This window comes from Streptomyces sp. NPDC005263, from assembly GCF_042872365.1.
GTDB lineage: Bacteria > Actinomycetota > Actinomycetes > Streptomycetales > Streptomycetaceae > Streptomyces.
On the sequence record NZ_JBIAKJ010000007.1, the window covers coordinates 177,887 to 201,730 of the forward strand.

At 69.1% G+C, this 23,844-nt stretch carries 20 protein-coding genes, 1 tRNA gene and 1 pseudogene; 7 read left to right on the forward strand and 15 right to left on the reverse strand.

Features of this window, described 5'->3' with window-relative positions; translation table 11 throughout:
• Positions 1-40: 40 nt before the first annotated feature.
• From ACFYRY_RS29430 to ACFYRY_RS29445, 4 genes are all read right to left on the reverse strand, one after another.
• Positions 41-2,221 carry a PQQ-binding-like beta-propeller repeat protein gene (locus ACFYRY_RS29430; RefSeq protein ID WP_389152067.1) on the reverse strand — a complete coding sequence of 727 codons (2,181 nt, stop codon included), beginning with the start codon at positions 2,219-2,221 and terminating at the stop codon, positions 41-43.
• Positions 2,222-2,508: 287 nt separating this feature from the next.
• Positions 2,509-3,075, reverse strand: a complete 567-nt coding sequence (locus ACFYRY_RS29435) for a TetR/AcrR family transcriptional regulator (RefSeq protein ID WP_389152070.1) — start codon at positions 3,073-3,075, stop codon at positions 2,509-2,511.
• Between the two features lie 157 nt (positions 3,076-3,232).
• Positions 3,233-4,633: an amidase gene (locus tag ACFYRY_RS29440; protein WP_389152073.1), complete on the reverse strand. Its 1,401-nt coding sequence runs from the start codon at positions 4,631-4,633 to the stop codon at positions 3,233-3,235.
• The gene (locus tag ACFYRY_RS29445; RefSeq protein ID WP_389152076.1) at positions 4,620-4,829 is read right to left on the reverse strand and encodes a hypothetical protein; all 210 of its coding nucleotides are present in this window, start codon (positions 4,827-4,829) and stop codon (positions 4,620-4,622) included. Before ACFYRY_RS29445 ends, ACFYRY_RS29440 begins: the two co-directional genes overlap by 14 nt.
• 315 nt (positions 4,830-5,144) lie before the next feature.
• On the opposite strand from ACFYRY_RS29445, the gene ACFYRY_RS29450 reads away from it, so the two are divergent.
• Positions 5,145-6,083 (forward strand): MBL fold metallo-hydrolase, encoded by a 939-nt coding sequence (locus tag ACFYRY_RS29450; RefSeq protein WP_389152078.1) that lies wholly within the window; start codon positions 5,145-5,147, stop codon positions 6,081-6,083.
• A gap of 52 nt (positions 6,084-6,135) precedes the next feature.
• On the opposite strand, the gene ACFYRY_RS29455 is transcribed toward ACFYRY_RS29450, so the two are convergent.
• The 3 genes from ACFYRY_RS29455 to ACFYRY_RS29465 form a co-directional block, all read right to left on the reverse strand.
• Complete coding sequence (locus ACFYRY_RS29455) at positions 6,136-7,002, reverse strand: alpha/beta fold hydrolase (RefSeq protein WP_389152080.1); 867 nt, start codon at positions 7,000-7,002, stop codon at positions 6,136-6,138.
• A gap of 71 nt (positions 7,003-7,073) precedes the next feature.
• On the reverse strand, positions 7,074-7,472 hold the full coding sequence (locus ACFYRY_RS29460) for a nuclear transport factor 2 family protein (RefSeq protein WP_389152083.1): 399 nt from the start codon (positions 7,470-7,472) through the stop codon (positions 7,074-7,076).
• A 167-nt stretch (positions 7,473-7,639) separates the two neighbouring features.
• Positions 7,640-9,157, reverse strand: coding sequence for an FAD-dependent monooxygenase (locus tag ACFYRY_RS29465; RefSeq protein ID WP_389152086.1), 1,518 nt, complete (start codon positions 9,155-9,157; stop codon positions 7,640-7,642).
• Between the two features lie 127 nt (positions 9,158-9,284).
• Here ACFYRY_RS29465 and ACFYRY_RS29470 point away from each other — a divergent pair, with 127 nt between their 5' ends.
• Together ACFYRY_RS29470 and ACFYRY_RS29475 are read left to right on the forward strand one after the other, a co-directional pair.
• Positions 9,285-9,938 (forward strand): TetR/AcrR family transcriptional regulator C-terminal domain-containing protein, encoded by a 654-nt coding sequence (locus ACFYRY_RS29470; RefSeq protein WP_389152089.1) that lies wholly within the window; start codon positions 9,285-9,287, stop codon positions 9,936-9,938.
• A gap of 117 nt (positions 9,939-10,055) precedes the next feature.
• Positions 10,056-10,202, forward strand: a pseudogene (locus ACFYRY_RS29475) (IS5/IS1182 family transposase); the annotation flags it as partial.
• Positions 10,203-10,370: 168 nt separating this feature from the next.
• On the opposite strand, the gene ACFYRY_RS29480 reads toward ACFYRY_RS29475, so the two are convergent.
• Together ACFYRY_RS29480 and ACFYRY_RS29485 are read right to left on the reverse strand one after the other, a co-directional pair.
• Positions 10,371-11,474 (reverse strand): amidohydrolase family protein, encoded by a 1,104-nt coding sequence (locus ACFYRY_RS29480; protein WP_389152092.1) that lies wholly within the window; start codon positions 11,472-11,474, stop codon positions 10,371-10,373.
• Positions 11,475-11,486: 12 nt separating this feature from the next.
• Positions 11,487-11,732, reverse strand: coding sequence for a hypothetical protein (locus ACFYRY_RS29485; RefSeq protein ID WP_389152094.1), 246 nt, complete (start codon positions 11,730-11,732; stop codon positions 11,487-11,489).
• Between the two features lie 374 nt (positions 11,733-12,106).
• Here ACFYRY_RS29485 and ACFYRY_RS29490 point away from each other — a divergent pair, with 374 nt between their 5' ends.
• On the forward strand, positions 12,107-12,646 hold the full coding sequence (locus tag ACFYRY_RS29490) for a transposase domain-containing protein (protein WP_389152965.1): 540 nt from the start codon (positions 12,107-12,109) through the stop codon (positions 12,644-12,646).
• On the opposite strand, the gene ACFYRY_RS29495 is transcribed toward ACFYRY_RS29490, so the two are convergent.
• Positions 12,598-12,671, reverse strand: a tRNA-Gly gene (locus ACFYRY_RS29495). The two genes, ACFYRY_RS29490 and ACFYRY_RS29495, sit on opposite strands and share 49 nt — an antisense overlap.
• A gap of 598 nt (positions 12,672-13,269) precedes the next feature.
• Here ACFYRY_RS29495 and dcd point away from each other — a divergent pair.
• Both dcd and ACFYRY_RS29505 read left to right on the forward strand, forming a co-directional pair.
• Positions 13,270-13,845: a dCTP deaminase gene (gene dcd, locus ACFYRY_RS29500; RefSeq protein ID WP_356767943.1), complete on the forward strand. Its 576-nt coding sequence runs from the start codon at positions 13,270-13,272 to the stop codon at positions 13,843-13,845.
• Between the two features lie 17 nt (positions 13,846-13,862).
• Positions 13,863-14,360 (forward strand): phosphoribosyltransferase, encoded by a 498-nt coding sequence (locus ACFYRY_RS29505; RefSeq protein ID WP_389152097.1) that lies wholly within the window; start codon positions 13,863-13,865, stop codon positions 14,358-14,360.
• A 76-nt stretch (positions 14,361-14,436) separates the two neighbouring features.
• On the opposite strand, the gene ACFYRY_RS29510 is transcribed toward ACFYRY_RS29505, so the two are convergent.
• From ACFYRY_RS29510 to ACFYRY_RS29525, 4 genes are all read right to left on the reverse strand, one after another.
• On the reverse strand, positions 14,437-15,456 hold the full coding sequence (locus ACFYRY_RS29510) for a Yip1 family protein (protein ID WP_389152099.1): 1,020 nt from the start codon (positions 15,454-15,456) through the stop codon (positions 14,437-14,439).
• Positions 15,457-15,515: 59 nt separating this feature from the next.
• Positions 15,516-16,964, reverse strand: coding sequence for a hypothetical protein (locus ACFYRY_RS29515; RefSeq protein WP_389152102.1), 1,449 nt, complete (start codon positions 16,962-16,964; stop codon positions 15,516-15,518).
• On the reverse strand, positions 16,961-18,400 hold the full coding sequence (locus ACFYRY_RS29520; protein WP_389152104.1) for an FG-GAP-like repeat-containing protein: 1,440 nt from the start codon (positions 18,398-18,400) through the stop codon (positions 16,961-16,963). The genes ACFYRY_RS29515 and ACFYRY_RS29520 overlap by 4 nt, the downstream gene beginning before the upstream one ends.
• A gap of 85 nt (positions 18,401-18,485) precedes the next feature.
• Positions 18,486-19,958, reverse strand: a complete 1,473-nt coding sequence (locus ACFYRY_RS29525; protein WP_389152107.1) for a VCBS repeat-containing protein — start codon at positions 19,956-19,958, stop codon at positions 18,486-18,488.
• A 251-nt stretch (positions 19,959-20,209) separates the two neighbouring features.
• Here ACFYRY_RS29525 and ACFYRY_RS29530 point away from each other — a divergent pair, with 251 nt between their 5' ends.
• Entirely contained in the window at positions 20,210-21,256 is a 1,047-nt protein-coding gene (locus ACFYRY_RS29530; protein ID WP_389152109.1) for a hypothetical protein, read from the forward strand.
• Positions 21,257-21,353: 97 nt separating this feature from the next.
• On the opposite strand, the gene ACFYRY_RS29535 is transcribed toward ACFYRY_RS29530, so the two are convergent.
• Complete coding sequence (locus ACFYRY_RS29535) at positions 21,354-23,651, reverse strand: heterodisulfide reductase-related iron-sulfur binding cluster (RefSeq protein ID WP_389152112.1); 2,298 nt, start codon at positions 23,649-23,651, stop codon at positions 21,354-21,356.
• Positions 23,652-23,844: the final 193 nt, after the last annotated feature.

Below are 23,844 nucleotides of genomic sequence, written 5' to 3' on the forward strand. Positions count from 1 at the left end.
GGCCGCCCCGGACCCCGCTCGTGGCGATCGCCTCGGCCGGTCAGGTGGGTCCGTCCGGGCTCCGGGAGAAGGCCGTGTCGCCGGCCGTCGCCACCAGCGCGTCCTTGACGAGCAGCACGCGCGGCGGGTAGTTCTGCGCCTTGTCCCCGGGGGCGTCCAGCGCGGAGGTGCGCCAGACCTCTGCTCCGGTGCGGCTGTCCAGTGCCAGCAGACGGCCGAAGCGGTTGGAGAAATAGACTCGCTGGTACGTCGCCGACACCGCGGGCGCGGACAGACTCTCCACGTCCGTCACCTTCTGCCAGAGTTGTCTGCCGCTGTCCGCCGACACCGCGGTGACCGACCCGTCGGACCGGACGAAGTAGACGACGCCGTCCACGAGGGTGGCCGCGCCGGTCAGCGGATGTGCCAGCGGTATCCGTCTGACCTGCCCGGTGTCCGAGGCCACCCGCAGCAGCGCGTTGTACGGCCGTTCGTACCCGGCTTCGTACACGTCCTTCGCGGTCTGAGGGGCGAGGAACAGGGGCTGCCCGCCGACCGCGCCGAGCGCTTCCGCCTTCTTGGGCAGGGTGGCGATCTCGGTCAGGCTGCCGGGGCCGAGCTTCATCAGCTCGATCGGGGCCTGACCGGGCTCGTTGCCGGCCGAGCACAGGGCGTAGGGGGCGCCTCCCAGCGCGGACGGAGTGCAGACCTCGTCCAGTGAGGACGCCCGCCACAGTTCCTTTCCGGACGGCCCGTAGGTCACGAACGACGAGTAGTCGGGGGACATGGTCAGCAGTCCGCCGTCGTACAGGACCGCGTCCTGGGACTTGTTGATGTCACGTTGCCAGCGCCGGTGCCCGGTGGCGGCGTCGAGGGCCACCACGCGCCTGGTCGTGTCGTCCGGCTCCTCGTACGCGTAGACCAGCCCGTCGCGGACGCCGATCGGCTGCACCCCCTGAGGGCGGGTGCCGGTCCGCCACAGGATGCGGCCGGAGGCCGCGTCGATCCTGGCGACCGTGAAGCCCGTACCGCCACAGAACAGGGCATTCTCCTCCGTCACGCATCCAGGGTTGTTGTAGTCGAGAGGAGCACCCTTCACGTCGTACCGCAGCTTCGTGCGCCACGGCCGCCAGCCGCCGGGCAGTGAGGCGGCACGGGTGGTGGCCGTGGCGTCGGAGGCGGCGGTCCCGGAGGCGGTGGTGGCGTCCGGACCGGACACGAGGACGCTCACCCCGATACCCAGGCTCGCGACGGCCAGCGCCGCGCCGAGGCCGGTGAGCAGCATCCGGGTCCGACGTCCCTCGCGGATGCCGGTGCCGGTGCTGGTGCTGGTGCCGGTCGCGGCGCCCGCGGAGGTGGTGGCCGCGCTCGGAGAAGTGGGGTGGCGCCAGGAGTTCGCGGACTGCCCGGTCCTCGGAGACGCGATGGCGTCGGATTCCGGCAGTGTCTGGAGCATGCGGTGAAGGTCCGTCAGTTCCGGCCGTGCGGCCGGGTCCTTGTCCAGGCAGCGCTCGACAATGCCCAGGAGCCCTTCGGGCACCCCGCCGAGGTCCGGGGTCCCGTGCACCACCTGATAACCGGTGATGTACGGGCTGTCGGCGTCGAACGGTCCCGTGCCGACGGCCGCGAACACCAGCAGTGACCCCAGCGAGAACACGTCCGAGGCCGGGGTGACCTCTCGGGGAGAGGCCAGTTGTTCCGGCGACATGAAGGGCGGAGTGCCGATCATCCGCCCGGTCGTGGTGAGGCTCTGGTTCTCGGAAGCGCGCGATATGCCGAAGTCGATGACGCGCGGCCCGTTCTCGGTCATCAGGACGTTGCCCGGTTTGAGGTCCCGGTGCACCAGGCCCACCCGGTGGATGTCGCGCAGCGCCTCGACGAGCCCCAGCCCCAGCGCGCGCAGGTCCCGACCGCTCAACGGGCCGTCCTTCTCCACAACTTCGGAAAGGGTGAGCCCCGGCACGTAGAGCGTCGCCATCCACGGCCGGTCGGCGTCCGGGTCGGCGTCCACGACAGGGGCGGTGAAGGCGCCGCTCACTCTGCGCGCCGCCGCGATCTCCTGTCGGAAGCGCGTCCGGAGCTCCTCCTCCTGGGAATACGGCCCGCGTACGAGCTTGACCGCGACCTGCCGTCCCGAAGCGGAGACTCCCAGATAGACGACTCCCATGCCGCCCGCCCCGAGCCGACCGAGAAGGGTGTACCCGCCTATGGACTCCGGGTCCCCGGTGCTCAGGGGCGTCATCGCCGATCATCCTCCCCCGCGCCGGCCTGCCTCACGGGGATCAGAGTAGGGCCTGCCGCCCCGGAAACGGAGCCGCGCATTCGCGCAGCGGCGCCCCTGAGCCGTGCGAGGGGTGAAGGCGTCGACGGACGGCTACCGCCTCGGTCCCGTTCACCGCGGCCGCGTCCACTGACGACGTGTCACCGAGGCCCTCGCCCGCGGTGGTTCGAGACCGGGCCCTGTCCGCGAGGCCGTCGGACCGGTCACGCCGGGCCCGTGAAGATCCACTCCCCGTGTTGCTCAACCCATCAAGTGCCGATCGCGCCGAGGGCCCCTGCCGTGAGGCGACGGGCGTAGGCGGCATCGAGCCCGTCAGGGCGGAAGAGGATGCGGTACATCAGAGGGGCGACGACGCGGTCGATGACCGTCTCGACGTCGGGAGCGTCATCCCCGCGGTCGATCGCACGGCCGAGGATGACGCCGATCTGCTCGGCCGCGTACGCCGAACACTGGCCGGCGTTGCTGCCCTCCGGGTCGCCGAGCAGGGCGTCGCGGATATAGGCGCGGCCCGTGGGTGAGGCCATCTCGTCCAGGAACTGCTCGGCCCAGGAGGCCAGGTCGGACAGCAGGTCACCATGGTCCTCCGGCGCCGCCTCCGGGCGCAGACGCTCGACGGCGACGTCCGACAGCAGTTCCTTCAGGTCGCCCCAGCGACGGTAGATCGTCGACGCCGTCACTCCCGCGCGCTGGGCGACGAGCGGCACCGTCAGGGCGTCGCGCCCCACCTCGGACTCGAGAGCGAGTACCGCGGCGTGGACCGATGCCTGCACCCGGGCGCTGCGCCCGCCCGGGCGCACCATCTGTCTGCGACCCATGACTCCACCTCGAAGCGAGTTTCTCGTTGTCGTGCACCGTGTTCTGAGAATGCTTGTGCCCTCAGCGGCGCGCAAAGCATTGTAGCCCGCTAAAGCAAAATCTTGGCTTTAGTTCCTCAGTGCCCTCAGTGTCCTCAGGCCGGGCCCACGCTCATCGTCAGGCCGCGGGTGCGATCTCGCGGGCAGGTGCGAACTGCTCGTACGCATGACCGACCCGCAGGAGCACGGCCTCCCCCAGAGGACGCCCGAGGAGCTGCATGCCGATCGGCATCCCCGCGCGGTCGTGGCCGACCGGTACGGACAGCGAGGGCACTCCGGTGATGTTGGCGGGGGCCGAGAGGCGTACGTAGGCGTCGGAGACGCTCTCGACGGTACCGTCGGACCAGGTCATCGCCTGCAGCCCGGCCGGTACCGCGGTCATCGGGACCGTCGGGGCGGCGATCACGTCGACCTGCTCCAGCATGCGCGCCCACTCCTGCCGCATCAGCGCCTGGGCGCGCTGGGCGCGCAGATAGTCCCCGGCGGGCATCAGCTCGCCGGCTTCGAGGAGAACGCGGACGTCCGCGCCGTACAGGTCGGGGACCGTGCGCAGAGTCCGCTCGTGGTAGGCGGTGGCCTCGGGAACCATCAGGCCCCACTGCGTCGCCTGGATGTAGCGCGTCATCGGGATCTCGACCTCGACGAGTCGTGCGCCGAGCGCCTCCAGTTGGTCGATGGCGCGCCGGACCGCAGCCTCCACCTGCGGGTCGACATGGTCGAAGTAGTAATTGCGGGGTACTCCGACGCGCAGCCCGGTCAGGTCCGCGCTCGCGTCCGGTCCGTCCGGTCGGTGGTCCCCGGCGGGGAGGGGCAGGGAGGCAGGGTCGCGGGGGTCGTGTCCGGCCAGGACGGACAGGACCACGGCCGCGTCCGCCACGGTACGGGTGAGAGGGCCGACATGGTCCAGCGACCAGGACAGTGACGTCACCCCGTGGCGGGGGACGAGTCCGAACGTCGGCTTCAGGCCGACGACCCCGTTGAGCGCGGCGGGCACCCGGATCGAGCCGCCGGTGTCGGTGCCCAGGGCGAAGGTCGCGGCGCCGGCCGCCACGGCGACGGCCGACCCGCCACTGGAGCCGCCCGCGACCCGCTCCCGGTCCCAGCTGTTGCGTGTCTGCGGTGTGGTCAGCCCGTAGGCGAACTCGTGGGTGTGGGTCTTGCCGACCAGGATCGCGCCGGACGCGGCCAGGCGGGCGGTCACCGTGCTGTCGGAGTCGGCGCGGTGGTCGGCCCGGACGCGGGAGCTGGCCGTCGTCGGCACGCCCGCGACATCGATCAGGTCCTTCAATCCCATGGGGATCCCGTGCAGCGGGCCCCGGAAACGGCCGGACGCAGCTTCGCGCTCGGCTTCGAGAGCGGACCGGCGTGCCTGCTCCGCCGTGACCGTGACGTAGGCCCCGACCCGTGGCTCCACCTGCTCGACGCGGTCGAGGACGGAGTCCACCAGCTCGACGGGGGAGACCCGCCGCTGCCGTATCGCGTCCGCGGCGGCGGCGAGGGACAGCTCAAACGGCTGCATCGTGCTTCTCCTCTCCCACACGGTAGGTGGGGGCGGGCGGGGTGGCGCCGAAGTCCAGCTCCCGCAGGACGGAGACGACGGAGCGGATGTGCTGGGCGGTGGCCGCCACCTCGGCGTGGCGGGCGTCGTCCAGGGGCAGTCCGGCCCAGGCGGCCCAGCGGGCGGCCTCCGGCGGCGTGAGGTCATCGGTGGACATGGGCTTCTCTCCCCTGATCGGGTCTTTGTGCTCGGGCCGGAGCAGCGGAGCGACCGACCTAAAAGCTCATCGTTTGCTTTAGTGCGACGGTAGGGCCTACCGTCGCACTAAAGCAAATCAGTTGCGTTTAGAGAGAGGCATGCTCGGCGTGCCATCGACGCAGGCGCCGCCACCCACCTGTACGGCTGCGGACCGCGTCCCACTGCGTACGCCGCGGCCGCCATCCTGCTCGACTGGCGTTCCACATGACCGCCACACAGCCGGAAGTTTCCAGACGTCCCACAGGTATCCGACAGACAAGGGAAACGACGGACCATGCACACCCCATCGGCCAACGAAGCCCATCTCCCGGCCTCCGTCCCCACCTGGACGGTGGGCGACATCACGGTCCACCGCATCGACGAAGTCCTCCTGCCGCCCGCGACCGGGACCTGGCTACTGCCCGACGCCACCACCGACGTGGTCTCGCAACAGGCCTGGCTACGCCCCGACTTCGCGGACCACGAGGGTGTCCTGCACCTCGACAGCCATGGCTTCGCCTTCGAAACGGGCGGCCTGCGCGTTCTCGTCGACACCGGCATCGGCAACGGCAAGACGCGGGCGAACCCGGCCTGGCACAACCTGCGGACCGGCTACCTCGAGCACCTCGCCGCCGCCGGATTCCCCCCGGACTCCGTCGACCTGGTCATCCTCACCCACCTGCACACCGACCATGTCGGCTGGAACACCGTCGAGGTGAACGGCGAGTGGGTACCCACCTTCCCCCACGCCCGCTACGTCACCTCCCGTACCGAACGGGACTTCTGGGCCGGCTATGACATGGACGAGCCGCGGCAGGACATGTTCAACGACTCCGTGATCCCGGTCGAGGAGGCAGGCCTGCTCGATCTCGTCGACGTGCCGCCCGAGGGCACCGACATCGCCCCCGGCCTGCGCCTGCTGCCCACTCCCGGCCACACCCCTGGCCACATCGCCGTCCAGCTGACCGGCCGCGGGGAAACGGCGCTGATCACCGGCGACTGCATCCACCACCCCGTCCAGTTCGCCCACCCGGCCATCGGCTCCTGCGTCGACATCGATCCGGCACAGTCCGAGGAGTCGCGCCGCGAGCTGCTCAGCTCGCTCGCCGACACGGGCACCCTCCTGCTGGGCACGCACTTCCCGCCGCCCACCGCCGGCCGAGTGATCACACACGGGGACGCCTACCGGCTGCTGCCCGTCCCTGCTGCCCGTCCCTGCGACCTGACAGGCTGACCTCCTGGACCCCGCGGTCTGCCGTGAGAGGAACTCATATGCCCGACCCTGGCTATCCCAGCACCCGCCCGAGGAAGCCGCGCAGGTAACCCGCGACGATGTCCAGGTGGCTCTCCAGCAGGAAGTGGCCGCCGTTGATCAGGTGCACCTCCGCGTCCTTGGCGTCGCGGGCGAAGGCCAGCGCGCCCGCCGGGCCGAAGATTTCGTCGTTGCGGCCCCACACGGCGAGCACCGGGACCTCGCTGGTGCGTAGGAATTCGTGCAGCAGCGGGTAGAGCGGGCGGTTGTTCTGGTAGTCCCGGAACAGCGCCAACTGGACCTCGTCGTTGCCCTCGCGGGAGACGAGGGCGACGTCGTGCTCCCAGGTGTCCGGGCTGACCAGGCTCGGGTCGGGCACGCCGTGCAGGTACTGCCAGCGGATGGCGTCGACGCCCAGCGCGGCGCGGACGGCGGGTTCGGTGTCGGGGCCGGGGTTCGCCCCGTAGGCCCACACGTCGGCCCAGAACGACTCGACGAAACCGTCCTCGTAGCCGTTGCCGTTCTGGGTGACGAGGGCCGAGATCCGTTCGGGGTGCTGGAGCGCGAGCCGCCATCCGATGGGGGCGCCGTAGTCCTGGACGTAGAGGGCGTAGCGCTGCAGGCCCAGTTGGTCGAGCAGTCCGGAGGTGAGTTTCGTGAGGGCGTCGAAGGTGTAGGTGAACTCCCCTACGAGGGGGGCGTCGGAGTGGCCGAAGCCGAGGTGGTCCGGCGCGATGACGTGGTAGTCGTCGGCCAGCAGCGGGATGAGTTCGCGGAACATGAACGAGCTGGTCGGGTAGCCGTGCAGCAGGACGATCACGGGGGCGTCGGCGGGGCCGGCTTCGCGGTAGAAGATCTCATAGCCGTCGACAGTGGCGGTCCGGTGGTGCACCGAGTTCATGTCTGACCGTTCCTAACAACTGAGCGGGAGTGAGTTCTGTTGACCTCGCGGGGGCCTTGCCCTGAGCCGGGTCACATCACAGCGTCTGTCTGCAGTGGGCCGGCGGTGACACGGAGCGTCCGGATGCGCACCGGCTCTTCCTGGTCGAGGTAGAAGATGTGCATGAAGGGGGCGCGCACCACCCGCTCCGGTTCGCTCTTCTTGGCCATGACCGCCTCACCGCGCAGCAGACGGACGCCGTCGCCCGCGGTCCAGAACTCCATGACCTCATGGCTGATGACCAGCGGCGCGTCGATCTTGACGAAGAACTCCTTGATGGCCTCGACGCCGTGGATGTGCGCGGTGCCGAAGTACATGTCGGTGTTGTCGGTCAGTGGTGCGAAGCCCTTGCCGAACTCCAGGGTGTCGATGGCGTCCATGAACTTCAGGACCCAGCCGGGGACGGCTGTCGCTTGTGCGGTGTGAGCCATGGTGTGAACTTCCTGATCGGTCTCCGGCGCACGACCCTTGCCACCCGCGCCTGCCCACCCCTGCCGATCTGAACACCGCCGTCCGGCGGGGACCTCAGAAGCCATCCCTAGCGAGAGGGGTGCGCCCTTCCGGCATACCTCCTTCGTCCGGAACTGGACGCCTCGGTTCAGTCGGCCGTGGCGGGGCCGAACCAGGCGGTGAGGGCGGTCCGGAGGGCGGCGGGGTCGGGGGTGGTGCCGGCGGGTGCGGTCCAGGCGACGTGGCCGTCGGGGCGGATGAGGAGCGCGGCGGGGGCGGGGGTCTCGTCGACCGGCCAGACGGGCCAGCGGTCGGCCGTGGACCGGGCCTCGACGAGGTCGACGCGATCGGCCCAGCCCTCGGCCGTGGCCGCCAGTGCGGTGTCACCGCGGAGGTCGAGCAGCACAGGGCGCGCGGTGCGCAGCAGTTCGAAGACGCGACGCCGGCCGTCACCGGTCTTCAGATCGACGTCGGGGACCCGGCGGCCGGTCAGCGGGTGGCCGTCGCTCATGGGGTAGCGAAGGTCCATCGCGGTGATCATGCCACCCAGGTGCCGGTTGACGTCGTCGTATTCGATGAGCGAACGGAGTACGTCGCGCAGCGCGTCGGTCTGCGGGCCCGGACGCGTCAGCGCCGTCTGTGCCCGGGTGTTGTGCAGCACCCGTTCCGCGACGGGATACCGCTCGGCGTGGTAGCTGTCCAGCAGGCTCTCCGGCGCCCGGCCGTGCACCACCGAGGCGAGTTTCCAGCCGAGGTTGACCGCGTCCTGGACCCCCAGATTGAGTCCCTGGCCACCTGCCGGGAAGTGGATGTGAGCCGCGTCGCCCGCCAGCAGCACCCGGCCTTCCCGGTACCGCTCGGCTTGCCGGGCCGCGTCGCCGAACCGGGAGACCCAACGGGGGCTGTGCATGCCGAAGTCGGTGCCCGCGATCCTCAGCAGTGACTCCCGCAGCTCCTCGAACGTCACCGGTTCCCCCTGGCCGGCGACACGGTCGTACTCCGTGGTGATCACCCGGTACCAGCCCGGCTCAAAGGCGAACACCGAGAAGTCACCGCCCGTTCGCCGCTGCATGAAGAGCGATTCGGCGGGCGGATCGGCGAGTTCGACGTCGCCGAGCAGCGCGGTCACTGTCGCCGGGGTGCCGGGGAAGCCGATTCCGGCGAGCTTGCGCACCGCGCTGCGCCCGCCGTCGCAGCCCACGACGTAGCGGGCGCGCAGTGTCGAACGTAAGCCCTCCGGTCCGCCTACTTCGACCTCGACATCACAGTCGTGCTGTCGGATCCCGGTCACCTCGGACGACCAGCGCACCCGTACACCGAGTTCGGTGGCCCACTCCTCAAGCAACCGCTCGATATGGGACTGCAGGAGCACCAGCGACCGGGGATGCCTGGTCGCGAACTGGTCGAAGTCCAGCCACAGCCCCGCGAAGTGCCCTATCGGGCGCGTTGTGCCGGCCGCCAGGAAGCGGTCCAGGACGCCCCGCTGGTCCAGCACTTCCATGGTCCGGGCGTGCATCCCGCCGGCCCGCGACTCACCGGTCCGCGCGGCGAGCCGGTCGGCCACCACCACGTCGACCCCCGCCAGCCGTAGTTCGCAGGCGAGTACCAGGCCCGTCGGCCCGGCGCCCGCGATCACCACATCCGTGTCCGTCGTTGTGTCGGTCATCTGCATGTCCCCCTGTTCCGGTTCGGCTTCCAGCCCACCGTCTCTAACGGCGTTAGAGCCCCTAACGTCGTTAGAGAGTGCCCCTAACGGTGTTAGGGTGTCAAGTGCCCAGGAAGGAGGGAGCGGGATGAAGATCAACTCCGAGGTGATCGCCCGGACGGCGTTGCGACTGCTCGACGACGTCGGCCTCGACGGGCTCACCATGCGCCTCATCGCCCAGGACCTCGGCGTACGAGCCCCCACGCTCTACTGGCACATCAAGAACAAGCAGGAGCTGCTCGACGCCATGGCCACCCTGGTGTACGTCGAGGCGGCCGAGAAGCTGGAGCCACCCCGCGACGGCTCCTCCTGGGAGGAATGGCTCGCCGACTGGGCCCGCCACCTGCGTCAGGCGATGCTGAGCCATCGGGACGGAGCACGCGTCCTCGCCGGCACCTACGTGAACCACGAGGCCGTGCACCGGGCGGTGGAGCTGAACCTGCGAACCCTGCGGGATGCCGGCTTCACCCTCAGCGAGGCGGCACGCGGTTTCCCGGCGGTCCTGCACTACACCATCGGCCACACCATCGAGGAGCAGGCCCACACCAGCGCGGCGTACGGCGACGACAACCCCTACGCCCCCGAGCGGCTCGCCGCGATGATCGATGCCGAACGCTTCCCCCTCACCGCCCAGGCGTCGAGCGACCTGCTCGGCATGGACGGCGACGTCGGCTTCGAATACGGGCTCCGCATCGTCGTTCTCGGTCTGCGCGCCGCCAGGGAGGAGCGGGAGCGCGGCTGACCCGGGGCGGGCAACCGCGAGCTACCAAGAGGCCCTTCCTTCATGCCCTGACGTCGACCAGAGGTGGATGGGCGCTGATGGCCGTGTCTGTGACGGGAGTTGAGCGTTCGGCCAGCGCTGGCTGCCCTGTTGACCGGCGGCAACCGCAACGACGTCACTTAGCTCCTGCCCCTGCTCGACGCGATCCCACCCGTCCGCGGCCGTGTCGGCCGACCACGCCGCAAACCCGATTCGCTGTTCGCCGACCGCGGCTGCGACCACGATCCGTTGGGAACGCCGAGCCGACATCCATGAAGCCGCCGAAGACCGCGTGATGCGGCAGCCGCGCATCGCATGCTTTGGCTGTACTCTCGCCTTACAGCCAAAACATTCTCCACCTCTGCCGACGCTGGCGCATCACTTCACGGGCGTCATTCTGCCCGTCGGGACGTGTCAGACTTTTATTCCGAACAGTTTTTCCGCATTTCGGAACGAAATTTTTTCCTTGGCTTCGCGTGGCAAATCGACTGCCCGGAACCAGTCGGTTCCCTCCTTCATATTTGCAAACGGGTAGTCGGTTGCAAACATCACTCGATCCACGCTTATGTACTTCAGTAGGAGATCGAGCAGGTCATCCTGGAAGAATGCGCTGGTTGTGAACCAGAAATTGTCATGGAAATACTGCTCGAACGGCTTGTCCAGGCTCCTCTTGGTCACTTCGCTCATCTTCTCCACAACGCGCTTGTAGAAGAACGGGAGGCCCTCTCCCATATGGCCGATGATAATCTGGAGCGTGGGATGCCTGTCGAATACCCCTGAGGTGATCATTCGGAGGCACTGAGTAACGACTTCCTGGTGCCATCCATATGCAGAGATGCTGAGAACCTGGTCCTGGAACTCCTTCTGATATTCCGGCCGCATATTGCTGTAGTAGATTTGGAAAACCTCGTCAGGCGGCAGGCCCGGATGGATGTATATCGGCACATCAAGGGCTTCGGCGCGCGCCAGCACGGGCTCAAAGTCGGGATGGTCGAGGAATTTCTTGCCGATGATTCCATTGGTTAAACATCCCAGGAATCCATCTTCCCGAACTGCGCGTTCCAGTTCGTCTGCCGAGGCTTCCGGACTCTGCAGCGGCAAGGTTGCAAATGCCTCAAACCGCCCCGGATAGGTGACCATCGGTCCATCAACGAGCATCTTGTTGAGACGATACGCAAAATCGATGCCCTTCTGACCTGGGACGTTCTGCACACCTGGCGTATGTGCGGAGAGGATTTGAACGTTGAGCCCCGCCTCATCCATTGCACCGATGCGGCGCGGGCCGATCTCGGCAAGACCAGTATCTTCGAGGAACAGCCTGTCGTTCAGCACCATCAACTCACGGGTGGAAAAGGTCTCTTCCGTGCCGATGAAGGGCAGATCCTTGTCTCGCTGTGAAATGTCCGAAGTCTCGTTCTCGTTCGCTGCCGCGCAGGAGACAATGGCAGGCGTGGACAAGCCGGCACCAATGCCAACTGCCGTGGCGGATAGAAAACTGCGGCGTCCCATGGAATTCATGTCAGTCTCTCTTCAGGTGTTTGTGTGGTGCGGTATCCGTGCGGCATCCGTCTGCATTACTTCAGATCGGCCCTTCGTCGTTACCAGGCGCCTCCAGGTGTCCACCCACGCCGCTTCCCCCTCTTCTACTTCGGCGCCTTTCACGCCGGTCCCGCCGAAACATTGCCAGCCGACGCCGCAGGCTTCGGCCGTCTTCAGGTCGACGAACAGCCCGCCGGCGCCGACAGCGAACGCCGCCGCCAGCGCCATGGTGGCCACCCCGAACCTCCGCAGTGGACTTCAGGTTCCGGGATAGCCTCAACGCTAGGCCCAATTTCGTTCTGTTTCGTCATACTGCGGTCGTCATCCCTCGGGAGACAGGCGGTACGACGTTACTCCGACGGGAGTACTCTCCGGAGCGCCGTTCGACACCCGCACGACAATCAAAGCCCGTCGCAACTGGACCCGAAGTCCAAGAGGCTGCCGAACAATAACTCCTCGGTTTCTGCGAGCTTCCCGCCTGCTGGTCACCGCCGGCGCCGGAAGCTCCAACGGTGCCGTTGTTTCAAGGTCCATTTGAGTTGGCAGTGACGGACTGAGCGTCGCGCCGCTATACGGAGAGTGTGCATCCGCGGAGCGGGGTGTCTGAGCGAGTGCGGCTGGGCTTGATCACGCAGTGGGTTACGCCCGAGTTGGTGGACGAGGTCCTGTCGGAGTGCCGCAAACGGGACCATCGGCCGGGAGCGTTGCCGGCGGGGTTCATAGTCCACTTCACACTCGCGCTTGCGCTCTTCCACCAGGACTCCTACGACGATGTGGCAGAGCAACTCACGGGGCCGGGCCGGTCAGAGTTGGCGCAGAACACTGAGCGTTTTCAGTTCGGCCATCGATCGGGTGACGCCGGTGGTGTGCGCAACGCACGAGGCTCCCGCGCCGTTGGCAGCGGGATCTGGCGGCGAGGCTCGACGGCATGGTCCGCGCCGAGCGTGCGAAGCGCCACAAGGGCAATGATCACGACCCTGCGCATCATGATGAGAAGCGCAAGGGCAGCAAGCTTCGCCCTGATGGTGCGGATGCGGCGCGCGCCCCGCCCGCCGGTCCGGACAACAAACAACCCCCGGGTCGACGACCTGGGGGTTCGTGTTGGAGCGGGTGACGAGAATCGAACTCGCACTCTCAGCTTGGGAAGCTGATGTTCTACCACTAAACTACACCCGCGAAAGACGCCGGTCAGGGCCGGTGTCAGTACGCGCTGTCACTTTACCTCATGTCCGGCCCCCGGTGCTGAAGCAGTGGGGGCCGGACACGTTTCCGGGGGTGGGACGGGGCTGCGGGGCACGGAAGTTGGGGCGTACGGTGGAGGTGTGGGAGGGGGTCCGGGCGAGGCCGTGGTGCCGCCTGTAGAGTCGCCCCCTTGATCCCGTAACGTCGCATTTGTTGTCAGGCGAGCAGTAGCCCGACGACGCTCTTGGGGAAGGGACTCTAGGACTTGATGGAGCGCACCGTCGTCCGATGTGCCGATGGGCACGTCTTCAGTACCGCTCAGTTCCCGATGCAGCAGGCCGAGCGGCTCGGCCCCGGTCGGCTCCTCCGGTGTCCACGGTGTGCCCGGCTCCGCAGTGTGGTGCCGGTGGCCTTGGAGAACCAGCGGCAGCGGTCGGAGGCAGCATCCGGAAGCAGCGGCCACAGCCGCTGAACAGAAGGACAGAAGCGTCGGCAAGCAGTAGGGCGCAGTAGAGAGCAGACGTACAGGCAGGAGCGCAGGCGCGCGGCGTCCGATTGTGGTCGGTCCGCGCGCCTTGCGTATCCTCGGGGCGTGCTTCTCTCAGACAAGGACATCCGGGCCGAGATCGACGCCGGACGGGTACGGATCGATCCCTACGACGAATCCATGGTGCAGCCGTCCAGCATCGATGTACGGCTTGATCGGTATTTCCGGGTGTTCGAGAACCACCGGTACCCCCACATCGATCCATCCGTCGAGCAGGTGGACCTGACCCGGCTCGTGGAGCCGGAGGGGGACGAACCGTTCATCCTCCACCCCGGGGAGTTCGTTCTCGCCTCGACGTACGAGGTCGTCTCACTCCCCGACGATCTCGCCTCGCGGCTCGAGGGGAAGAGTTCCCTCGGGCGGCTCGGGCTGGTCACCCACTCCACCGCCGGGTTCATCGACCCCGGTTTCTCCGGGCACGTCACCCTCGAGCTGTCCAACCTCGCCACGCTCCCCATCAAGCTCTGGCCCGGCATGAAGATCGGCCAGCTGTGCATGTTCCGGCTCACCTCGCCCGCCGAGTCCCCCTACGGGAGTGAGCGGTACGGATCGCGGTACCAGGGACAGCGGGGGCCCACCGCCTCCCGGTCCTTCCTCAACTTCCATCGGACCCAGGTGTGACGGACGGGGGCGGCGGCGTGAGCGACGTGCGGGAGAACCTGACCTACGAGCTCTTCGGTGTCGCCGTGCGTGAGCTCGCGCAGACCATCGCGGACGACGGGTACGAGCCCGACGTCGTGCTCAGCATCGCCCGCGGGGGTGTCTTCGTCGCCGGCGGGCTCGCCTACGCGCTCGACTGCAAGAACATCTCCCTCGTGAACGTCGAGTTCTACACCGGTGTGGGGACCACCCTCGAGATGCCCGTCATGCTCGCTCCGGTGCCCGACGTCATCGACTTCTCCGACAAGAAGGTCCTGATCACGGACGACGTCGCCGACACCGGCAGGACGCTCAAGCTGGTGCGTGACTTCTGTCTCGAGACCGTCGCCGAGGTCCGCAGCGCCGTGATCTACGAGAAGTCGCAGTCGCTCGTGAAGTGCGAGTACGTGTGGAGGCGGACCGAGGCGTGGATCAACTTCCCGTGGTCCGTCCAGCCGCCCGTCGCCCGTCGCAAGGGCCAGGTTCTCGACGCCTGAGGGACGAGAGAAGGGCTCCCGGCGTACGCACCGGGAGCCCTTTTCCGTACCACCTACCACCTACCACCGAGCCCGACTAGAACGTCCCCAGCTTCACGATCGACAGCAGGGCGATCAGCTGGATCGCCGACGCGCCCAGGGCCTTCGGCCACGGCAGGTCGTGGGAGCGGCGGACCATCAGGGTCAGCAGGGCGCCGGCCGCGATCCAGGTGGCCCAGCCCAGGATCTGCACGAAGGGCGCGTCGCCGCCGAGGAACATGGCGAAGACCAGGCGGGGGGCGTCCGTGAGGGACATGATCAGCATCGACAGGCCGACCGTCGGCTGCCAGGCGCCGTCGCCGCCGAGCTGGCGGGCCAGGGTGTGGGTGACCACGCCCAGGATGAAGGCCGAGAGGGCCATCGCCACGGCGGTGACCAGGACGATGGGAACGGCGTTCGAGAGGGTGGCGTTTATCGCGTCCTCGCGGGCGCCGTCGAAGCCGAAGACCGCCAGCAGGCCGTAGAGGAAGGTCACGATGAGGGCGGGGCCCCACATCGTGTAGTCGCGCATCTGGAGGAAGGTCTGGTCGGGGGACAGGAAGATGCCCCTCAGCAGGTCCTTCCAGTGCAGACGCGGCCCGATCGGTCCGGCCGGAGCCGAGCCCGCGCGGTAGGTGTCGCCCTGGTTGTACGGGTCGTCGCCGACCGAGAACGCCTGGGTGCTGCCCGGGTTGTTGGCGGCGTACGGGTCCGGGCCGGGCTGCGGCGGGTAGGCGCCGCCGTCGCCGAAGTACTCCGGTTCGTCATAGCCACCGGCCTGGGTGCCGCCGCCCCCGTACGGCTGCTGCCCGGGGTGGGGCTGCGGCGCCGGTGGGTAGCCGTACGACGGACGCCCCTGGGGCGTGCCGTACGTCTGTCCCCGGGGCGCCTGCTGCCCCTGCCCGCGGGGCGATTGCTGTTGCCCGTACGGAGGTTGTTGCGGTCGCGCTTGAGGAGCGCCGTTGTCCCGGCCGCGTCCGATCCTGAATCCAGCCACGTCTTCGAACGTACCTGTTCTCGGAGAGTCACGTGCCGGGCCCGGCGTTCCGGACCCGGCTTTGCGGCCGAGCTGTGACATCCCCTAAGGGGAGACGCACAGATTGCTCGGGGATCGCTCAGGGTTCACTCAGGGGTTTGTCAGCGGTTGCCCAGAGTCGAGCCGTAGCCGGGGCTGCCCGTCGTGGACATGCCCGTCGTCGAGGGGCCGAAGCTGGTCGCGCCGCTGGTGGTGGGCCCTGCCGCCGTGGAGCGCAGGGCCCAGACCGCGCCGTCGCCCGCGTTCTCGCCCGGCGCGGAGACGGAGAGATCGGCGCGGCGGTCGCCGGAGTGGTCCAGCAGGCTGGTGCGGCCGCCGAAGTGGTCGGACTTCTCGGCGGCGCCGGGGATGCCCGCGGTGTCCTGGGTGTACGACGTGGCGCCCTTGGCGGTCAGGCCCAAGGCCGAGCCGTACAGGACGGTGACCGATCCGGTGCTGGTCGCGGCGCCGGTGGACTCGCCGGACGCGCCGATCGCCAGGTCGGCGTAGGTGTCGCCGTTGATGTCGCCGAGGGAGACGGCGGAGCCGAAGGCGTCGCCGGTCTCGGCGGCGCCGGGCACGCCCGCCGTGTCCTGGGTGATGACGAGCGGGGCGCGGCCGGAGTCGTGGCCGTCCGGGCCGCCGTACCAGAGGGTGACCTTGCCGCCCTTCGCGCCCGCCGGGTCGGCGGACGTCTCGCGCTGGTTGCCGACGGCGATGTCCGCGTAGCCGTCGTGGTCGATGTCGCCGACGGCGGAGACGTGACCGGCGGGCAGGTTCACCAGCCAGTCGTTGAAGTTGTCGATGCTGCCGTCCACCAGGGTGGTGACGGCGTCGTCGGTGCCGTCGAGACGGCCGTGGGCGATCAGCTGCGGGAAGCCCCGCTTCATGACGTCCCCGGAGGAGAGGTGTTCGACGCCGTACGACGGGGAGAACGGGTGGGAGCCGCCGGACATGGACCCGCCCTTGCCGCCGCCGAAGACGCCGGTCCTGGTGAACGGGCCGTACACGAAGTTGAGCTCGAACCCGCCGGTCGATCCGGTCGCGACCTCGGGCACTCCGTCGCCGTTGAAGTCGCCAGCGGCCAGGGCCTTGCCGTAGCGGTCGTTCTCGCGGTGGTTGTCGTTGCGTAGCTCACGGCCGCCGGACAGGCCGGTCTTCGAGCCCCAGACGATGGCCACCATGCCGTCGTTGGTGTCGCCGTCGAGGTCCTCGCCGGGGGTGCCGACGACGAGGTCGGCGTAACCGTCGCGGTCCAGGTCGGCGGAGGCGAGCGCGGAGCCGAAGGCGTCGTCGGTCTCGGCGGCGCCGGGGATGCCTGTCGTGTTCTGGGTGATCAGCTGGTACGTGGAGCTCTTGAGGCCAGTCGAGCTGCCGTAGACGACGGAGACGGCGCCCGCCTTCGCCTTGCCGCCGACGGTGGCGCCGGGGGCGCCGATCGCCAGGTCGGCCCGGCCGTCGCCGTTGAAGTCGAACGGGGCGGCGGGCGACGCCGCGTGAGCGGCGGGGGCGGACAGAGCGAGCGGGGTGAGGGAGGCCGCGAGCAGGACGGCCAGTCGGCGGTACGTCACTGGCCGATCACCCAGCCGAAGTCCGCGCCGCCCTTGAGGGAGACACCGCGGGCGGTGAAGGACGTGGCGCCGGTGGTGGTGAGGCCGGAGGCGGAGCCGCGCAGGACGGTGATCGCGCCGTAGCCGTTCTCGTAGCCGGAGCCGGTGACCAGGTCGGCCTTGCCGTTCTTGTCGAGGTCGACCAGGCGGACCGACATGCCGAAGGCGTCGTCGTTCTCGTTGGCGCCGGGGACGCCCGCGGTGTTCTGCGTGTACGACTTCGCGCCGGAGCCCTTAAGACCGGTGGCCGAGCCGAACAGGATGGTCACCGAACCCGAGTCCCTGGCCGTGCCGTTGTCCTCGCCCGAGGCGCCGACCGCGACGTCGGCGAACTTGTCGCCGTTGACGTCGCCGACGTTCACCGCCGAGCCGAACCGGTCCTCAGACTCGCCCGCGCCGGGCACCCCTGCCGTGTCCTGGTGAATGACGGTCGGCTTCTGCGCCGGGTCGGGGCCGTTCGGGCCGCCGTACCAGACGGTGATCTGGCCGCCCTTGTGGCCGCCGGGCTTGTCGGCGCGCGGGTCCTCGTAGTCGCCGAGGACGAGGTCGCCGTAGCCGTCGCCGTTGATGTCGCCGACCGAGCCGAGGGCGCCGTCGGCCTTCGGCAGGGGGGTCTCGCGGTAGTCCGACTCGGGGTGGGACTCCCAGCCCGCGGGGTCGTAGCCGAGGTAGCCGATGACGCCGCCGTGGTCGCCGGCGACGGTGTACGGGTAGACGCGCTCGGCGTTCTTGTCGCCGTTCAGGTCGCCCGCGATCACGTCGTACGTCGAGCCGACCTCGTAGACGCCGGTCTGGCTCACCGGGGTGCCGGTGCGGGTGAAGGGGCCCTTGTACATGCCGGTGTAGCTCTGGCCGGTGACGGTGACGTCCGTCTTGCCGTCGCCGTCGAAGTCACCGGTCGCGACGCCGGAGCCGTAGCCGCCCCACTCGTTGAGCTGGGACGACGGCGCGGGCAGGGAGGAGCCGCCGGTGAGGCCGGAGGTGCCGCCCCAGATGACGGTGACCGAGCCGACGCCGTCGCGGTCGCCGATGCTCTCGTACTGGGAGCCGACGACCAGGTCGGCGTAGCCGTCGGCGTTCAGGTCGCCGGCGGCGAGGCTGTTGCCGAAGCGGTCGCCGGACTCGGCGGTGCCGGGGACGCCGGTGGAGTTCTGCGTGATCACCGTCTTCCTGGCGGCGGAGACCCCGGACGACGAGCCGTACAGCACGACGACGGCGCCCGCGCCCTGCACCGAACCGACGTCGGCGCTCATGGCGCCGATGGCGACGTCCCGGTAGCCGTCGCCGTTGAAGTCCCCGGCGAGCCGGGAGGGCGCGGCGGCGGCCGGGCTGACGGGCACCGCGGTGAGCAGGCCGGTGGCGAGGGTGGTGGCGACGAGGAGTGTGCGCTTGCGCAAGGCGGGGTCTCCGGAAGGGGGTGAGGCCGGGCGCGCGGGTTGCGGGCCCGGCCGGTGCCGAATGGGTGAGGGGCGGTCGGCGCGGTCAGTCGGCGAAGTTGGCGGCGAAGTACGGCGTGCCCGTCGTCGAGACGCCCGAGGCGCTCGGGGAGACCGTGCGGGAGCCGGTGGTGGTGATCTTCGTGCCGTTGGACGGCAGGTAGGTCAGCGCACCGTCGCCCGCGTTCTCGGCGGAGCCCACGAGCAGGTCGGCCTTGCCGTCGCCGGTGACGTCGTCGAGCTTGACGTCCATGCCGAACATGTCGTCCTTCTCGTCGCCGCCGGGCACGCCCGCGGTGCTCTGGGCGAGGGACTGGGCGCCGGAGCTGGTGTTCAGGCCGCTCGCCGTGCCGTAGAGGACCGTGACCGCGCCGGTGTTCGCGTAGCTGCCGATGTTCTCGCCGGCCACGCCGACGACGAGGTCGAGGTACCTGTCGCCGTTGACGTCGCCGAGATCGAGCTCGTAGCCGAAGTAGTCGTTGGCCTCGGAGGCGCCGGGGACGTTGCCGGTGTCCTGGGTGATGCCGGTGACCTTGCCGGGGCCGCTCGCCGAGCCGTTCGTCACCCACACCTTGCCGCCCTTGGCGGAGTCCGGGATGGTCGTGCCGTCGCTGGTGGTGGTGTTCCAGTAGGCGCCGCTGACGATGTCGCCGTAGCCGTCGGCGTCGATGTCTCCGATCGCGGTGATCGTGCCGGGCTTGAGGGTCTTGGCGGACGCCATGCTCAGGCCGTTCGCGGTGCCGGGGACGAAGTAGTTGCGGTTCCAGCCGTACGGGGTGGCCGTCTCGTAGCCGTCGACCACCAGGTCGGTGCGGCCGTCGCCGTTGACGTCGCCGGCGGTGAGGTTGAGCGGGCCCTGGCCGTCGGTGCCCATGATGGGAGGCTTGATCGTGTAGCGGCCGCCGGCCGTGCCGGAGGAGGCGAAGCCGCCCTTGTAGACGTAGACGGCGGCCCCGGTGCTGCCGACGGCCAGGTCGGCCTTGCCGTCGCCGTCGAAGTCGCCGGCGGCGAGGCTGCGGCCCCAGAAGTCGTGTGAGCCGGGGGCCGGGTCGGCGACCGAGACGCCCTTGCCGGTGATGCCGGACGCCGAGCCCCACAGGATGGCGACGCCGCCGCCGTCGACGTCGCTGCCGACGTCCTCGCCCGCGGAGCCGACCGCGAGGTCGTCGTAGCCGTCGCCGTTGAAGTCGGCGTACGCCGTGTCGTTGGCGAAGTGGTCGCCGGTCTCGGCGGTGCCCGGGGTGCCGGAGGTGTTCTGGCTGATGGTGGTGCGCTTGGCGGAGGACACGCCGGTGCTGGTGCCGTAGAGGGCGACGAGCTGACCGGCTTCCTTCTTGCCGTTGACGTGGGAGAGGGAGGCCGAGAAGGCGACGTCGCCCCTGCCGTCGCCGTTGAAGTCGGCCTGCGGGACGGTCGTGGAGTCCGCGGCCGTCGCCGTCGCGGCCGAGAAGGTGAGCAGACCGCCCGTCAACGCGGCGGCGGTGGCCGTCGCGAAGGTCAGTCTGAAGCGCTTGTGCATGCGGGGTCTCCTGCGGCATGCGGGGGATGCCTGGCGGGGCATCCGCAGTCAATGGTGAGCGTCCGCCGTCCGTGTTCGGTTCCAGAGGTCCGGGCCGGGTGCACGGGGCGGTCGGCGATCAGGAGACCTGCGGAGATCGGTAAGGGTTGTACGTGAGTTCGGTAACTTTTTGAAAGGTCGTTCGGAGTCCGCGCTGGTCGGGCAGGGGCCGCGTGTGACGCCCGGACGGGGAACGGGGACGGGGGGAACTCATGCGCTGGGTGCTGGTCTGGGCCGTGCGGCTGTGCGGGCTGGTGGGGTGGGTGGCGACGGCGGTCGCGTGTACGTGGCTGCTCGGTGTGGCGCCCACGCCCAAGCCGTGGGAGGGGCCCTTGGTGTGGGGGGCCGTCGCGGTGGCGTGCGCGGTGGCGCGGGCGCTGCTGCTGTGGGTACCGCGGGTGGTGGTCGGGGTGGCCCGGCGGCGTCGGCGGCGGGGCGGCGACTCACCGGGCGTCTCCCTGAGCAAGGAGAAGCAGGGGGACGGCGGGGGTCGTTGGGACCGCTGGGACGACTGGGAACTCGACTGGGGCGACCCGCACGACCTCTCCTTCCACGGCTGGGAGGTCTGGGCCAAGCTCCGCACGGGTGCCGTCTGGCTGCTGGTGGCGTTCGCCTCGGGCGCGTTCTTCGTCGGCATTCTGACCTCCCCGGACTGGGACGACCGGGTCGAGGGCCTGCGGGACGCGGGCGCCGAGGTCAGTGTCGCGACGGTCATGCGGGCGCCGGAGGCGGTACGGGCGGACGTGGACGACGAGGACGCCGTGCAGGGGTACTCGTCGCGGCTGGTCGTCTCCGTGCCCGGAGGGCCCGCGCGCCTCACCGTGAAGGGCGCGTACACGGAGGAGAAGCCTCGCGAGGGGGCCGAGGTCGACGTCCTGTGGGCCCGGTCCGCGCAGCGGCTCGGCGGATACGTCAACGAGACCCAGGACCTGCCGGCGATCGCCGAGCGCCGCTGGAAGGCGTTCCCGGACGGCGATCTGGGCAGCGGGGCGCTGGTCGCGTTCATCGTCCTGATGCTCTTCGGGGGGATCCTGGCGCCCGTCTTCAGCCTGGTGCCGGACGCCGACGACCTCCAGGAGGTGGCCTGGTCCCCGTGGGTGCAGACGGTACGAGCCGCGGTGGCCGCCGCCGTGTTCCTGGGCTGGCGCCCGCTGCTGCTGGGGGAGGACCCCCACCTCGTGGAAGCGCTCTTCGCCGGGGGCGGCTTCGTCCTCGTCTTCCTGGCGTACTTCCTCGGGTCCGTCCGCAGCCTGGGATGACGGTCGCGGACACGGCGCCCATGCCCAGGACGGGACACGACGACGCCCCCATGCCCAGAACGGGACATGGGGGCGCCGAACGGCCGTAGATCTACGGCTACTTCACCGGCTGCGGCTCCGGCTCGTTCTCCGACTCGGACGTGCCCGCCGGGGGCTCGTCGGAGTCGGAGACAGGGGTCTTGACGGACTGAAGCAGGAGCTGGGCCACGTCGACGACCTGGACGGACTCCTTGGCCTTGCCCTCGTTCTTCTTGCCGTTCACGGAGTCCGTGAGCATGACCAGGCAGAACGGGCAGGCGGTGGAGACGATGTCGGGGTTCAACGACAGGGCCTCATCGACACGCTCGTTGTTGATGCGCTTGCCGATCCGCTCCTCCATCCACATCCGCGCGCCACCGGCGCCACAGCAGAAGCCGCGCTCCTTGTGGCGGTGCATCTCCTCGTTGCGCAGGCCCGGGACGCCCGCGATGATCTCGCGCGGCGGCGTGTAGATCTTGTTGTGGCGGCCCAGGTAGCAGGGGTCGTGGTACGTGATGATGCCCTCGACCGGGGTGACCGGGACCAGCTTGCCCTCGTCCACCAGGTGCTGGAGCAGCTGGGTGTGGTGGATGACCTCGTAGTCGCCGCCGAGCTGCGGGTACTCGTTGCCGAGGGTGTTGAGGCAGTGCGGGCAGGTCGCGACGATCTTCTTCGCGGACTTGGGCTTCGCCGACTCGGGCAGGACCTTGCCCTCGTCGTCCGTCTCCTCGCCGAACGCCATGTTCAGCGCCATGACGTTCTCCATGCCGAGCTCCTGGAAGAGGGGCTCGTTGCCCAGCCGCCGCGCCGAGTCACCCGTGCACTTCTCGTCGCCGCCCATGATCGCGAACTTGACGCCCGCCATGTGGAGCAGCTCGGCGAAGGCCTTGGTGGTCTTCTTGGCGCGGTCCTCCAGGGCGCCGGCGCAGCCGACCCAGTACAGGTACTCGACCTCGGACAGGTCCTCGATGTCCTTGCCGACGACCGGCACCTCGAAGTCGACTTCCTTGAGCCACTCCAGGCGCTGCTTCTTGGCGAGGCCCCAGGGGTTGCCCTTCTTCTCCAGGTTCTTGAGCATGGTGCCCGCCTCGGACGGGAACGCGCTCTCGATCATCACCTGGTAGCGGCGCATGTCGACGATGTGGTCGACGTGCTCGATGTCGACGGGGCACTGCTCGACGCAGGCGCCGCAGGTGGTGCAGGACCACAGGACGTCCGGGTCGATGACGCCGTTCTCCTCGACGGTGCCGATCAGCGGGCGCTCGGCCTCGGCCAGCGCTGCCGCGGGCACCGAGGCGAGCTGCTCCTCGGAGGCCTTCTCCTCGCCCTCCATGGTCTTGCCGCCACCCGCGAGCAGGTAGGGCGCCTTGGCGTGCGCGTGGTCCCGCAGGGACATGATCAGCAGCTTGGGGGAGAGCGGCTTGCCGGTGTTCCAGGCGGGGCACTGCGACTGGCAACGCCCGCACTCGGTGCAGGTGGAGAAGTCGAGAAGGCCCTTCCAGGAGAACTGCTCGACCTGGGAGACGCCGAAGACGTCGTCGTCGCCCGGGTCGGTGAAGTCGATCGGCTCGCCGCCGGAGGTCATCGGCTGGAGCCCGCCGAGCGCGGTCCCGCCCTTCGCCTCGCGCTTGAACCAGATGTTCGGGAAGGCGAGGAAGCGGTGCCAGGCCACACCCATGTTGGTGTTCAGGCTGACCGTGATCATCCAGATCATGGTGGTGCCGAGCTTGATCATGGCGGTGAGGTAGACGAGGTTCTGCAGCGTCGCGACGCTCAGTCCCTTGAAGGCCAGGATCAGCGGGTACGAGGCGAAGTACGCGGCCTCGAAGTGGTCCACGTGGTGCAGCGCGCCCTCGAGGCCGCGCAGGACGTAGATGGCCAGACCGATGGTGAGGATGACGTACTCGACGAAGTACGCCTGGCCCATCTTGGAGCCCGCGAAGCGCGACTTGCGTCCGGGGCGGGAGGGCAGGTTCAGCAGCCGGATGACCATCAGCGTGACGATGCCGAGGGTGGTCATCGCGGCGATGAACTCGATGTACAGCTCGTACGGCAGGAAGCCGCCGATCACCGGCAGCGTCCAGTCGGCCTGGAAGAGCTGGCCGTAGGCGGTGATGATGGTCGGCGGCAGCGTCAGGAAGCCGATGGCCACGAACCAGTGGGCGAAGCCCACGATGCCCCAGCGGTTCATCCGCGTGTGGCCGAGGAACTCCCGTACCAGCGTCACACTGCGCGAGTAGGGGTCGTCGGTGCGGCTGCCGGCGGGCACCGGCTGGCCCAGTTTGAAGTACCGGACGAACTGGCCGATGGCGCGTGCGAGCAGCGCAACGCCGACCACGGTCAGCACCAGCGACACGATGATCGCGGCGAGTTGCATTTCGGGGCTCCTCGGGCCTGCGAGGGGATCTTGCGGGGGACTCTTCGAGGGGGGTCCTCGAGGGGAGTCCTCGGAGGTCCTCGTCATTACTAAGGGGTATTACTAAGCGGTAACTTACCCAGTCGGTTTGAGACTACCCCCATCTTCCGTCGCACTGTAGTCAGCCGTGCGGTGATCTGTGTCGCTGAGGGTC

Bases quoted from the DNA above. Each gene is read 5' to 3' on its own strand.
- ACFYRY_RS29430 (WP_389152067.1), bottom strand. From the start codon at position 2,221: ATGACGCCCCTGAGCACCGGGGACCCGGAGTCCATAGGCGGGTACACC.
- ACFYRY_RS29435 (WP_389152070.1), bottom strand. From the start codon at position 3,075: ATGGGTCGCAGACAGATGGTGCGCCCGGGCGGGCGCAGCGCCCGGGTG.
- ACFYRY_RS29440 (WP_389152073.1), bottom strand. From the start codon at position 4,633: ATGCAGCCGTTTGAGCTGTCCCTCGCCGCCGCCGCGGACGCGATACGG.
- ACFYRY_RS29445 (WP_389152076.1), bottom strand. From the start codon at position 4,829: ATGTCCACCGATGACCTCACGCCGCCGGAGGCCGCCCGCTGGGCCGCC.
- ACFYRY_RS29450 (WP_389152078.1), top strand. From the start codon at position 5,145: ATGCACACCCCATCGGCCAACGAAGCCCATCTCCCGGCCTCCGTCCCC.
- ACFYRY_RS29455 (WP_389152080.1), bottom strand. From the start codon at position 7,002: ATGAACTCGGTGCACCACCGGACCGCCACTGTCGACGGCTATGAGATC.
- ACFYRY_RS29460 (WP_389152083.1), bottom strand. From the start codon at position 7,472: ATGGCTCACACCGCACAAGCGACAGCCGTCCCCGGCTGGGTCCTGAAG.
- ACFYRY_RS29465 (WP_389152086.1), bottom strand. From the start codon at position 9,157: ATGACCGACACAACGACGGACACGGATGTGGTGATCGCGGGCGCCGGG.
- ACFYRY_RS29470 (WP_389152089.1), top strand. From the start codon at position 9,285: ATGAAGATCAACTCCGAGGTGATCGCCCGGACGGCGTTGCGACTGCTC.
- ACFYRY_RS29480 (WP_389152092.1), bottom strand. From the start codon at position 11,474: ATGAATTCCATGGGACGCCGCAGTTTTCTATCCGCCACGGCAGTTGGC.
- ACFYRY_RS29510 (WP_389152099.1), bottom strand. From the start codon at position 15,456: ATGTCACAGCTCGGCCGCAAAGCCGGGTCCGGAACGCCGGGCCCGGCA.
- ACFYRY_RS29525 (WP_389152107.1), bottom strand. From the start codon at position 19,958: ATGCACAAGCGCTTCAGACTGACCTTCGCGACGGCCACCGCCGCCGCG.
- ACFYRY_RS29530 (WP_389152109.1), top strand. From the start codon at position 20,210: ATGCGCTGGGTGCTGGTCTGGGCCGTGCGGCTGTGCGGGCTGGTGGGG.
- ACFYRY_RS29535 (WP_389152112.1), bottom strand. From the start codon at position 23,651: ATGCAACTCGCCGCGATCATCGTGTCGCTGGTGCTGACCGTGGTCGGC.